Genomic DNA, 12,068 nt, shown 5'->3' on the forward strand with positions numbered 1-12,068 from the left:
AAGCGCGCATGGTACCTCCGCTGGAAATATTAGTCTAGGACAACACTCGACGGATGCAGCAAGTCGGCGATGCCGATGCGCTCGGCGAACTCTGCGCGCACCCGCTCGGCCACTTCGGTCACTGCCGTGGCGCCGTCGTCGACAAAGTCGGTGATCGAGCGAAACGGCCGGGTGCCGTGCGGCAGGCCGACGATGTAGGCGATGTCGGCCGCCACCGCCGCCGGATCGGCTTCCGGCGGCATCAGCGCGTTCAGCCGCGCGCCAACCTGATCCATCAATCCTTCATAGCGGGCGTCGTAGGCGGCGCTGGTCGCGGCGTCGGCCGGGTGGCCGGCGTTGGCAAAGTGGTCGGTACCGGCGGTGAACACGCCCGGCACCACAATCGCCGTTTCGATGTTGAAGCGCGCCAGCTCATAGGCCATGGTCACCGCCATCGAATCCATGGCCGCCTTGGCCGCCGCATACGGGCCGAGGAACGGCGGGAAGCCGCCGCGCGTAGTGGTGCTGCTGACCCACAGCACCAGCCCCTTTTGCTGCCGGCGCAGCACCGGCAGCACCGCCTTGTTGACCCGCTGCGCACCGAGGAAGTTGGTGTCGAACACCTTGCTGATTTCCTCCGGCGTAAAGGCTTCGGTCGGACCGATCACCAGGTGGCCGGCGTTATGCACTACCACATCCAGCCGGCCGCGCTCGGCGACGATGGTCTCCACCGCCGCGTCGGCCGAGGCCTGCGACAGCACATCCAGCTCCACCGCCCGCACATCGGCGCCGTTGGCGAACGCCCAGTCGCGCAGTTCGCGCACCTTGGCGGCGTTGCGGCCGTCGATGTCGCGCATCGAGGCGTACACCGTGTGGCCGGCCAGCGCCAGCGCCTTGACCGACAGGTGGCCGATACCGGTGCCCGCACCGGTGACGAGCACAATCGATTTGCTCATGATCATTCTCCTTACACCATGCCGCCGTTGGCGCGCAGCGTCTGGCCGTTGACCCAGCCGCCGTCCGGACCGGCCAGGAAGGACACGCTGTTGGCGATATCTTCCGGCATGCCGAGGCGTTCCAGCGGCGCCATCTTGGCCAGGCGCTCGACCAGCTCCGGCGTTTTACCGTCGAGGAACAGCGCGGTGGCGGTCGGTCCCGGCGCGACGGCGTTGACGGTGATGTTCTTGCCGCGCAGTTCCTTGGCCAGAATGGTGGTCATGCCTTCGATGCCGGCCTTGGTGGCCACATAAGCCGCGTAGCCGGGCAACAGCGTGCCGACCAGGCTGGACGAGAAGTTGATGATGCGGCCGCCGTGCTCCAGGCGGGTGGCGGCCTCGCGCATGGTGTTGAAGCTGCCTTTCAGGTTGACGGCCACCAGGCGGTCGAAGGTGTCGTCGTCGGTGGCGGCCAGGTGCGGCATCTGCGACGGCATGATGCCGGCGTTGTTGACCAGCACGTCCACCCGGCCCAGCTGGGCGATGGTCTGGTCGAACAGGCCGCGCACGGCGGCGGAGTCAGCCACGTCGGCTTGCAGCGCGATGGCGGTGCCGCCGTCGGCCGTGATGGCGGCCACCACTTTATCGGCCTCCACCACATTGCCGGCGTAATTGACGACCACGGCAAAGCCGTCCTTGGCCAGGCGTTGCGCCACGGCGGCGCCGATGCCACGGGATGAACCAGTGATGATAGCAACTTGTTTCATGGTCTTGCTCCTTCGTTGTTTGGTTGGGATGTGTCTAGTATCCGCCCCTGAACGAATGGAATAAATCCACTGAACTTGCTATGACTATGCAGTTTTTACCAATAATGCAGACGAAAAAAATGCCGGCGCTGAGGCCGGCATCTGATTAGTGTTGCAGCAGCGCGTTGACCGGCTGCAGGTCTTCTTCCCGCAGCGAACCGGCCGCCGACTTCAGGCGCAGGCCATTCATGATGGTGTCATAGCGCGCCTTCGACAAATCCTTCTGGGTCGAGTACAGCAGCTTCTGCGCATTCAGCACGTCGATGTTGATCCGCACGCCAACTTGATAACCCAGCTTGTTCGAATCCAGCGACGATTTGCTCGACACTTCCGCCGCTTCCAGCGCCTTGACCTGGGCCAGGCCGCTGGTCATGCCGAGGAAGGCCTGGCGCGCGGTCTGCGTGGCGTTGCGCTTGGTGGCTTCCAGGTCGTTGCGGGCCTTGTCTTCCAGCGCGATGTTTTCGCGCACCTTGCTGGTCACGGCAAAGCCGCTGAACAGTGGCACGCTCCAGGTGACGCCGATCGCATTGTTGTTGGCGGTGGTGCCGGGCGCGTTGACGCCGGTGTTGTACTGGTGGGTACGGTTGGCCACCAGGTTGACGGTCGGCATATGGCCGGCGCGGCTGCGCGAAATTTCACGCTTGGCGATTTCCAGATTCAGGCCGGCGGCAACCACCGAAAAGTTCTGGCTCTCAGCCGAGCTGATCCATGGATCGACGGCGGCCGGCGACGGCGGCTCGATGGTCACGCCGGTGCGCAGCGGCGCCAGTTCGCCGGAAGCTTTGCCGATCACGACTGCCAGCGCGGTGCGCTTGTTGTCCAGATCGTTGATGGCGGCGAATTCCTGTGCCACCACCAGATCGTAGGCGGCCTGGGCTTCATGAGTATCGGTGATGGTCTGGGTGCCGACCTCGAAATTGCGCTTGGCCGAGGCCAGCTGCTCGGTGGTAGCGACTTTCTGCGCCTGGGTCGAGGTCAGGTTGTCCTGCGCCGTCAGCACGTCGAAATACGCTTGCGCCACACGCAGGATCAGATCCTGCTGGGCCTGGGCGAAGGTGGCTTCCGAGGTGGCCTGCACCAGCTTGCTCTGCTGGTAGGTCTGCCAGGCATTCCAGTCGAACAGCGGCTGGGCCAGCGACACGGTGTAGGAGTTCGAATGGTATTTGGTGCGCGAATCCGTCAGGAACAGGCCGAAGGTGCCGTCCGGACCGGCGTTGTAACCGTCGTTGCGCAGATTGCTGCCGCTGGCCGAGATGTTCGGCAGCAGGCCGGAGCGCCCCTGGGTAATGCGTTCTTCACCGGCGGCCAGCGAAGAGCGGGCGCTGGCGTAGGTAGCATCATTGGCCAGTGCTTGCTGGTACACCTGCACCAGGTCGGCCGCCTGTGCGGTCAGCGTCAGGAAAGCGCTGGCGATCAGCACGGCGATAAGGGGTCTCTGCATTGCAATCTCCGTTGGAGTCATCAAAAAGTTGAACAAATCAAAAACACTGCTACCTCGGCGCCCTGCTGGCGGCGCTGCCCATCGACAGCGCCGGCCACGTTAGTACTTGGCCATCGTGCTATCGACTTGCAGCGCCCAGGCGTGGATGCCGCCGGTCAGGTTGACCATCTTGCCGAAGCCGTTACGCTCCAGGAAGGCGGCCACCTGCATACTGCGCGCACCGTGGTGACAGATGCAGACAATCGCCGCATCCTCATCCAGGTCGTCGATGCGCGCCGGTATGGTATTCATGGGAATCTGCACCGAGCCGTCGATGCGGCAGGTTTCAAATTCCCAGTTCTCGCGCACGTCCAGCAACATCGGGCTGGGCCGTGCTTCGTCTGCCAGCCAGTCGGCCAGCTCCAGCGCAGTAATCTGCTGCATGGTCGCCGCCTTAGAACTGGAACGTCGACGGCGCCACTGCCAGTTCCAACGCCTTGACGTTGGTCTCGAACAGGGTGCGGGTGTCGTAGCCAGCTTCGCCGGTACGGGTGATCAGCTGCGCCTTCATTGCCGGCGCCTGGCCGATGATGACGGCCAGACGGCCACCGATTTTCAATTGCTGCAACAACGCTTCCGGCAGCACCGGCAGCGAACCACCGACCACGATCACGTCAAACGGCGCGCCGCCGGTCCAGCCCTGGGCGCCATTGCCCAGTTCGACGGTAGCGTTGGTAACGCCGTTATCAGCCAGGTTCTTGTCGGCCAGGGCCTTCAGTTCCGGCGCGATTTCCACCGACGTCACATGACGCGCCTTGTGCGCCAGCAGCGCGGTCAGGTAACCGGCGCCGGCGCCGATTTCCAGTACCGACTCGTGCTTCTTCAGGCCCAGGTCTTGCAGCAGACGGGCTTCGATCTTCGGCGCCAGCATCGCTTCGCCGCCCGGCAGCGGGATTTCGATGTCGGCAAACGCCAACGCCTTGTGCGCGACCGGCACGAAATTCTCGCGTTTGACTACGTGCAGCAACTCCAGGACTTCCGGGTCCAGGACGTCCCAAGGACGGATTTGCTGTTCGATCATGTTGAAGCGGGCTTGTTCGATATTCATCTGTTGACTCATGTCGGGATTAAATAATCCGTCATTTTATCGTTGAACTGGCATGGAGGCACATATTAACGATTAGACGGCGGGATCGCGGGAAATTGCGACAGTCTGCACTTTCCGGGGGATGAACCTGCGAAAACGGCAACTTGGACGGAAAAATAGCGCGGCGCGGTCACGGTGCGGGCGCCTGCAGGCCGGCCACCGTGGTGGCGATGAAGGTGTCCATGAACGCTTGCGGCGTGATCGGCGGCATGTCGCAGGTGGGCATATACGAGTGGGTCCACATCATCAGCATCAGCACCGGGGCGATCAGCACCTGGGTCATTACCACCGGATCGACCGGGCGGAACTCGCCGCGCTCGATGCCGCGCATCAGCACCTGGGTGATCAGGCGGCTGCCGCGCGCCACCACTTCATCGTTGTAAAACTGCGCCAGTTCGGGGAAGTTATTGCCTTCGGCCAGCATCAGCTTGGTGATGCCGCCCAGCGGCGTGGCCCAGATTTCAGTCCACCAGCGCATCAGCAAGGTGCCCAGCAGCTCGCCGCTGGGGCCGTCGAAGGCGGCCGCATCCTGCTCGGCGGCGCCGATGGTGACCACGATGTTGTCGCGCACCACCGCCTTAAACAGTTCTTCCTTGTTGGCGAAATACAGGTACAGCGTGCCCTTGGACACGCCGGCATGGCGGGCGACGTCTTCCAGCCGGGTGGCGGCATAGCCGCGTTCGACAAACTGGTCCAGCGCAGCCGCCAGCAACTCCTGCGGCCGCGCATCCTTACGGCGCTCCCAGCGTGGCTTGGTGTCTTGAGGGGCTTGCATGGGTGGTGTGAGCGTAACTTACTTATAAGTCATTAATATAAGCGCAAGGGGATGTCTAGTCAAGCAAGCACGAGTGGCACGCGGGAATATCAGCTTGAACAGGGAATAAGAACTTGAACACGAAATAAAAACTTGAACGAACTGTTGATTTACTGAGATGGACCCGACACCACCGAATCGGATCAAACTAACGTTTCATCCAATTTACGTGTGGAGGTCTACCATGTATATCGATATTCTCGGGATCGATCTGGCCAAGCGAGTGTTCCAACTGCACGGCGCCGATCGTCGTGGCCACGCATTGCACGGCTCCAAGGTGCCGCGCGCGGAGTTGCTCGGCGCGGTGCGCAAATTGCAGCCTCGGATCATAGCCATGGAAGCTTGCAGCTCAGCCCATCATTGGGGACGGCAATTCCAGGCAATGGGCATCGAAGTGCGACTTATTAGTCCGCAGTATGTCGCGCCCTTCGTGAAGACCAACAAGAACGATGCAAACGATGCGGCCGCGATCGTCGAGGCAGCGAGTCGGCCGACGATGCACTTCGTTACCGTAAAGTCGGTCGAGCAGCAGGATATGAGAGCGGTTCACCGCGTTCGCGAACTGTTGGTGCATCAACGCACAGCATTGATTAACCAGGTCAGAGGACTGCTAGCCGAGCGCGGCGTGATCATGGCCCAAACGCCCACCGCCTTTAAGCGGGCCTTGCCTTCAATCCTGGCGAGGTGCGATGGTGAGCTGACCAGTATCTGCCAAACACTGGTCACGGAGCTGCTTGAGCAGCTGCGAATTCTCGAAGAGCGGATTGCGCGAACCAATCAGTGGATCACGTCCTTCCTAAAAAGCTCAGCACTGTGCAAGAAAATTGAGGCCATTGACGGTGTTGGTCCGATTACCGCCACCGCAATCGTGGCGGCGGTGGGAGATGCCAAAGAGTTTAAGAATGGACGTCATTTATCTGCCTGGCTTGGGCTGGTGCCAAGGCAGTATTCTTCTGGCGGCAAGTCACGCCTACAAGGGATCAGCAAACGTGGGGACATCTATTTGCGAACGCTGTTGATTCATGGCGCGCGGGTGGTTTTGCGCTACGCGATCGGCAAGGCCGATGCGCGCAGCCGATGGCTTCAAGATCTGATCGCGCGACGCGGATACAACCGGGCGGCGGTGGCGCTGGCCAACAAGAATGCGCGAGTAATACAGGCTTTGCTTAGCGGGACGGAGGACTATCGCTCTCCGGCGGTGCCAGCATGATCGGTCTGTAGCATTATTCAATCGTGGAGGAATTCAGAACCCAACATCAAGTTTGCGAAGCTTCTTAAAGTGATGACGAAACTGGTAAGACCAACATCCAGCAACCTGCTTTCGCTGCAGGCAGCCCTAAAACGCTAAGCCGATGATTTGCTAAGGAATGGGTGTGCGGATCTCATCAAGGCTGCGGGCATGCATCCGATACGAGCCCATAGCAAGCCGGATACATGCATGCAAACCATTTCGATTCACAAAAAGAGGCTTGCAAAAGGTGTCGGGTCCATACATGCAGCGAAATCTGACCCACTTTGCCGCATAATTTGCAAACGAATCTGACCCACGTTTAAGACACAATCCTGCTCACGACATTGAGTGGGGAATTGTAGTGATCGACGTGGCATTACTAAGCATTATTCGACGCTGGCACATTCGCGACCAGATCCCATTGAGAGAGATAGCCAGGCGGTTGGGCATCTCCAGAAACACCGTCCGACGCTACCTGCGCTCGGAAACCATAGAGCCAGCCTACGCTGAGCGGCGATCTAGCCGCGCCATCGACAAATACGCGTTTCAGCTTTCAGCGCTACTCAAGACCGAGGCGACCAAGTCGCGCAAGCAGCGGCGCACGCTTAAACAAATCCATGAGGACCTAAAGGAATTGGGGTTCGAGGGGTCTTACGACAGGGTCGCGGCGTTCGCGAGGATATGGCGGGAGGGTCAAACTGAGAGGGTCAATCCGGCAAGCAAACGAACACCTAGCAATCCGATCCCGAGAAAATCAAGGGTTTAGCCCCTAGCTCGCTGACCAACCTTATTTGCACCGTTCAAACGATTGCAAGTAAACAGCTTACAAGGTAACTTCAAGCCTAAATGAGAAACGCGTGTAAGCCGTGTTGTTGCTGAACCGTTGTAGTACGTAGTCTGTTCCATAGTATTCGCTGATGGTCCGGCTATCCTTCGCCAGTAGATTATCAGCATTAAAAATTAGGCGTTGGGTCGAATTGATCTTCCAGTTGGCGCCGGCATTCAACGTCAGTTTATGCGCTTCGTAAGTACGTTGAGTCAAGTTGTTGCGGATCCAGTCACTCGGAAGCCAGTTTGCGTCCAGATTGAGCTTTAACGGCAACCCTTGTGGGGAATATGTTGCGCCCAGCTTAGCGCGCCAAGGTAATTGGCCCTCAAGCCGATTGTCAGGGCCAGGTAAATCTCGCAATCGGGATTGAGCATAGCTGACACTGCCTTGTAAATCCGCATTAGGAGCCTGCTTCCATAGGTCGTGCATCGCAAGCCGCGTTTCTAAGGTGATGCCACGTAACGTTGCATCACCTAAGTTGGTAGGGCGCATTACATAGCGGGGAACGTTTGCCCACGCCACCCTTTCCGACGTCAGCTCGTTACCAATTTTTCCCGTAATATCGCGTGTGTAAAATTCGACTTTGGCCTCGCTGTTTGCGCTCAGACCGTGTGTATATGAAAGGTTGATACCGATTGCGCGCTCAGGCTGCAAATTTGGATTGCCGGTAACATCGGCCGTATCCAAAGTATTAGGTCCGCACAGCATGCCTTTGTAGCACGGAGCCAGAGGGTTGATTTGCGGATGAAGTAACATCTGACGTGCTTCAGGCGCTTGGAAGGTTCGCGCAATTGAGGCCCGTATTTGACGTTTGCTGTTGCCGTTTATTTTATAGGCGACATGAAATGACGGCGACCAGATATTGAACTGAGGCCGGCTCATCAAGGTGCCTTCCCTCAATTCGTGTTGACGCTGTTCGGTGGAGACGCCCATGCCTAAGGCCAGCATCTTGCTCACTCGCCAATCGTCCTGGATGAAATACTGACGCCGTATTACGTGCGTTTGATTATGTGCGCCAAGCACAGTCTGAGTGACGTCCGGATACCCATCGATAAAATCGTTAAAATCAGTATCAGCGTCGTTCACGGCAAATTTGAGACCTGCTGACAACTCGTGTCCTCCGTCAAATTCCGTACTGTAGTTGACGTCCAAAAAACGATTTCTCATGACAAGATTTCTGTCAAGTAGGCGCAAATGGTCGCCGTTGTATGACCAGTCCTCTGTGCGGCGATCATCATTGGTAGTATGCGAACGATTAGCATTGATCTTGGTCGAAAGGCGACTTTCGGAAGTGATCTTCCAATCCCAAGTTAAAGGGACGCCTACACTAGTCAGATCTTGAACACTCCGTCGGTGAATGGCAAGCATACTGTCATCCGTCCACAGACGCTGCTCCAGATTGCGTTCCACGATTTGGAACTTGCCTAGATCAGGTGCCAAGCTCAACTTTTGGGAAGGATTGATCAGCCAAGAAATTTCGGTGCCAGCGACGACGCTTTGTGAGCGATTCAGTGTCGTACGCATGCCTTCGAATTGAGGAGTAGACGAAGTTCTATTGGTGAACTGCTGGCGATATTGCTCTAAACCTGGCGTTTCTTTGCTACCAGCGATCAATGTGAAGTTATAAATAACCGGCGCACCGGAAGGTAACTGATTGCTCATCAGCGTGACGTTGGCGCCGGGGTGACCCGGCGTCGTTGTGCCACTCACCCTAAGTTGCGTCATCGTTTTGGTGTCTGCTTTACGGCGAACGACATTAATTGTCCCGGCGATTCCGAACGGTCCCGTCGCAGCGGTTGCCGACTTGATGATTTCGACCCTTTCAACTTGCACCAGATCCAATTCGTAAGGATCGACTCCGGTTGCAGGCTGTCCATCGACCAGCACTTGAGTATAGCCCGGCAGGCCTAAAAGTCCGATACGCCCGTCCTTCCCGATCGTGATTGCTGGTTCACGTCGCAAGACTTCTTCAACATTGCGTGCCCCACTTTCTTGAAGCGTTTTTTTACTAATGACGATCTTGCCAGCGACAAAATCGCGATTAGCTTCCACGTCGCTTTGTCCAGTGACCACAACTGTTTGCGGAACATCCTGTGCATACGCCTTGGCAGACAGCAAAAGCAATAAATACAAACGTTTTGACTTCATTAACTATGACACTTAGAAAAAAACCAATATTTAAGTAAGATATTTAAATATATCTAATATTTATTAAGAGCAATTATCTTCACTCGCGTTTTCAGGTTCTATTTCTGCAAAGAGGTAGTGGAATTAATTGTCCGGAAAATATTTGCAAATAGACGTACAAAATTTTTCGTGTTGGTCCAAAAACTTCTGAACTTCCGATTCCTCTCGGTCCTGAAGATCTTTGATTTTCTTTGGATCCGACTCCTGTTTTATTTTTGCTTTTAAATCATTTATTACTTCATCATGTTTTTCCTGACGTTCTGGAACGGCACTGGGATCAGCCATACACTTGGCCATGCACTGCGATCGACTCTTAAACTCTCCCTGTCCGGTGGCGCTGCATAGTGCTGGCATCAAAAAAAAACTGAAAAATAACATTCTCAACATTTTTAAAACTTTCATATAAATTTAGCCTAGCCAGGCCTTTTTTTTAAAGATCTAGCGAGTTCCCGGTAGGCTTCCAATTGAAAACCGATAACCAATTTATTGCTCGAAACCAAAATTGGAACTGCACTTTCATGAAGTTCCTGGAATGCAGCGGAAGCGGTCTTTGACTGGTCTATAATTTGGTCATTATAGGGTATTCCTTCTGCCTTCAGGAATGCACGTGCTGAAGCACAATGGGGACATGTTGTTGTTCCGTACAGAGTGAGCAGATTGGGTTGGCCCGCGACATGTTGGCTGTAGTCTCCTGTTTTAAATGGATTACTGAACATGTTCACTATCTTTGGCACATTGAATCCCAGTGCTACGGCAATAGCCATTGACCCCACAATAACTAGAATATTAGAAATGATTTTCTTCATTAATTTTCAAAATCGTAAATTTATATCTGCAACTGTGCCAGTCATAGACTGTTTGTAGTCTATGACTGGCTAATGAAACCTAATTACTCAACGCAGACAGGAACGCAAAAATTCAAGCGCGCACCGGCGTTCAGGCAATCAACCAGGCAACGCATCGTGGGCGACAGGTCATCCACCACGGCGTCGTTAGCCATTGCATAGGAAGCAGTAAAGCCGAGACTAAATACAAAAGCGATAGCGATACGACGAATCATTAATCAATCTCCAATAGGTTAAAGGAAAATTATTATTACATATTAGAAATGATTGATCAAAAGTAAAACTTTATGTTGTTTTTTATGGAATGCTCTTTTCAAATTTCTGACAATATGTTACGCCGATACACTTCGTTACAATTCGTGATATTTTGATTTGTGTGCTCTACTTAAGCATCGAAAATTGCAATCTCTATTACATCAGCCCCAAATAAAGCATAACTACCTATCCTGCTGGTTTGCTAGCCAGTATTGACCCTCTCCATTTGGTTCTCTCGCCGCACTCTCGCGAACGCGGCGACTCTACTCTGTCGTAAGACCCTTCGACCCCAATTCTTTTGGCCTTGACGCGACTGGAGCGCCGTTCGGCATAGGCTGGCTCAATGTTTTCCGACCGAAGATAGCGCCGTATGGTGTTCCTAGAGATGCCAAAACGCCTGGCTATCTCTCTTAGTGGGGCTTGGTCCCGAATGTGCCAGCGTCGAATAATGCCTAGTAATACCACGTCGATCACTCCAATTTCCCGCTCGATGATGGGCGGGATTGTGTCTTAAACGTGGGTCATTTTCGTGTGCAAACCGCCGTCTGTTGATGTGCGAGAGATTGTGACCCAACCTTAGTCATAGTTTTGCGTTGCCAGATGCCCCATACGACTTGAGGCGTAAAGCATCCCTTCAATGCTTGCAGTGCAAAAGGCGGGTCAATCATACCGGGTCGAATCTGCTCGCAAACGAACAACATTGCCTCCGACCGTAGCATCCCGGTCATCTGTCACTGCTAGACTACGTCTATGGAACAAATCTGCGTTAATTCATGGAACGAGTTCATGACTCTTTCTGCCCAACTCGACGGTTGGGCGTTTCGTGGTCAGCAAGACCATCGCTGGCCGCTACTGACTTCCTTATCGCGTTACCTGAACGCGCACTTGCCTGATCGCGGTACCTGGCGCCAGCGCGAGGAGCGCGCGATACGCATTTTCCGGCGTAAGGCGCATAACTTCCTCGACAAGCCCGAAGCCTTGCTAAATGATCTGCGCTGCTTGGCGCTGATGCAACACCATGGTGCGCCGACGCGTCTGCTGGACTTCACAAAATCCCCGTTTGTTGCTGCATTCTTTGCGCTGGAGCAGTCCAGCCGTGATGCAGCAGTCTACGCGCTCGATACGCCTCGCTTGTGGAGCGCGACGCCAATCGGGCAACCCGATATGACGCGTGACCACATCGATCCGCGCACGCCGGGCAACTTCGCGGGCCTGTTCCTACCCAACACCAACAATGTGGTGTGGGTCGGCGAACCCACAGATATGGATCGACGCTTGGTTGCGCAGTCGGGCACGCTGGTTGTTCCGGGCATGTTGGACAAGCCGCTCGACGAAATCCTGCAGCATTACGATGAAAGCAGGTCCTCGCTTAAAAAGATTGTGTTGCCACATGCGATGAGAGCGGAATCCATGAAAGCCCTATACCGCATGAACATCACCAACGCCACCTTGTTTCCTGACCTCGACGGTTTGGCACGTTCGATCGGCATGGAGTTGGAAATGGTATGGCCGGTGTGATAATGCGGCTGTCCCCACCGTGAATCAGTTGGGCCGCATCATATCCCCTGCGGCTGCCCGCTCTCAGAAGAAGTTACCTCCAAAGCATGCTCCTTTTGCATC

General features: G+C 55.7%; 12 protein-coding genes and 2 pseudogenes. 3 read left to right on the forward strand and 11 right to left on the reverse strand.

The features are described 5' to 3' along the window. Positions 1-29: 29 nt before the first annotated feature. The 6 genes from GTP69_RS08600 to GTP69_RS08625 all read right to left on the reverse strand — a co-directional run bounded on the left by GTP69_RS08600 (position 30) and on the right by GTP69_RS08625 (position 5,062). Positions 30-935 (reverse strand): SDR family oxidoreductase, encoded by a 906-nt coding sequence (locus tag GTP69_RS08600; protein WP_161054490.1) that lies wholly within the window; start codon positions 933-935, stop codon positions 30-32. A gap of 11 nt (positions 936-946) precedes the next feature. Next, on the reverse strand, positions 947-1,681 hold the full coding sequence (locus GTP69_RS08605; protein ID WP_161054491.1) for an SDR family oxidoreductase: 735 nt from the start codon (positions 1,679-1,681) through the stop codon (positions 947-949). Positions 1,682-1,826: 145 nt separating this feature from the next. Next, positions 1,827-3,161, reverse strand: a complete 1,335-nt coding sequence (locus GTP69_RS08610; protein ID WP_161054492.1) for a TolC family outer membrane protein — start codon at positions 3,159-3,161, stop codon at positions 1,827-1,829. A 99-nt stretch (positions 3,162-3,260) separates the two neighbouring features. Next, positions 3,261-3,584 carry a rhodanese-like domain-containing protein gene (locus GTP69_RS08615; RefSeq protein WP_110845424.1) on the reverse strand — a complete coding sequence of 108 codons (324 nt, stop codon included), beginning with the start codon at positions 3,582-3,584 and terminating at the stop codon, positions 3,261-3,263. Positions 3,585-3,594: 10 nt separating this feature from the next. Then, positions 3,595-4,248: a protein-L-isoaspartate O-methyltransferase family protein gene (locus GTP69_RS08620; protein WP_161054493.1), complete on the reverse strand. Its 654-nt coding sequence runs from the start codon at positions 4,246-4,248 to the stop codon at positions 3,595-3,597. 169 nt (positions 4,249-4,417) lie between these two features. Further along, a complete protein-coding gene (locus GTP69_RS08625; protein WP_161054494.1) occupies positions 4,418-5,062 on the reverse strand; it encodes a TetR/AcrR family transcriptional regulator in 645 nt (214 codons plus the stop codon). A gap of 223 nt (positions 5,063-5,285) precedes the next feature. Here GTP69_RS08625 and GTP69_RS08630 point away from each other — a divergent pair, with 223 nt between their 5' ends. Beyond that, positions 5,286-6,311, forward strand: coding sequence for an IS110 family RNA-guided transposase (locus GTP69_RS08630; protein ID WP_161054495.1), 1,026 nt, complete (start codon positions 5,286-5,288; stop codon positions 6,309-6,311). A 382-nt stretch (positions 6,312-6,693) separates the two neighbouring features. After that, positions 6,694-7,035 (forward strand): annotated as a pseudogene (locus tag GTP69_RS08635) (helix-turn-helix domain-containing protein); the annotation flags it as partial. A 120-nt stretch (positions 7,036-7,155) separates the two neighbouring features. Here the strand turns inward: GTP69_RS08635 and GTP69_RS08640 are convergent. The 5 genes and pseudogenes from GTP69_RS08640 to GTP69_RS31295 form a co-directional block, all read right to left on the reverse strand. Beyond that, complete coding sequence (locus GTP69_RS08640) at positions 7,156-9,309, reverse strand: TonB-dependent receptor plug domain-containing protein (RefSeq protein ID WP_161054496.1); 2,154 nt, start codon at positions 9,307-9,309, stop codon at positions 7,156-7,158. Positions 9,310-9,432: 123 nt separating this feature from the next. Continuing rightward, entirely contained in the window at positions 9,433-9,750 is a 318-nt protein-coding gene (locus tag GTP69_RS08645; RefSeq protein ID WP_161054497.1) for a hypothetical protein, read from the reverse strand. An 11-nt stretch (positions 9,751-9,761) separates the two neighbouring features. After that, on the reverse strand, positions 9,762-10,154 hold the full coding sequence (locus GTP69_RS08650) for a glutaredoxin family protein (protein ID WP_161054498.1): 393 nt from the start codon (positions 10,152-10,154) through the stop codon (positions 9,762-9,764). Positions 10,155-10,237: 83 nt separating this feature from the next. Further along, positions 10,238-10,408, reverse strand: coding sequence for a hypothetical protein (locus GTP69_RS08655; protein WP_161054499.1), 171 nt, complete (start codon positions 10,406-10,408; stop codon positions 10,238-10,240). Between the two features lie 355 nt (positions 10,409-10,763). Continuing rightward, positions 10,764-10,922 (reverse strand): annotated as a pseudogene (locus GTP69_RS31295) (helix-turn-helix domain-containing protein); the annotation flags it as partial. Positions 10,923-11,234: 312 nt separating this feature from the next. Between GTP69_RS31295 and GTP69_RS08665 the strand changes: the two are divergent. Continuing rightward, positions 11,235-11,966, forward strand: coding sequence for an FRG domain-containing protein (locus GTP69_RS08665; protein ID WP_229260858.1), 732 nt, complete (start codon positions 11,235-11,237; stop codon positions 11,964-11,966). Positions 11,967-12,068 lie beyond the last annotated feature (102 nt).

This window comes from Duganella levis (genome assembly GCF_009857605.1).
Lineage (GTDB): Bacteria > Pseudomonadota > Gammaproteobacteria > Burkholderiales > Burkholderiaceae_D > Rugamonas > Rugamonas levis.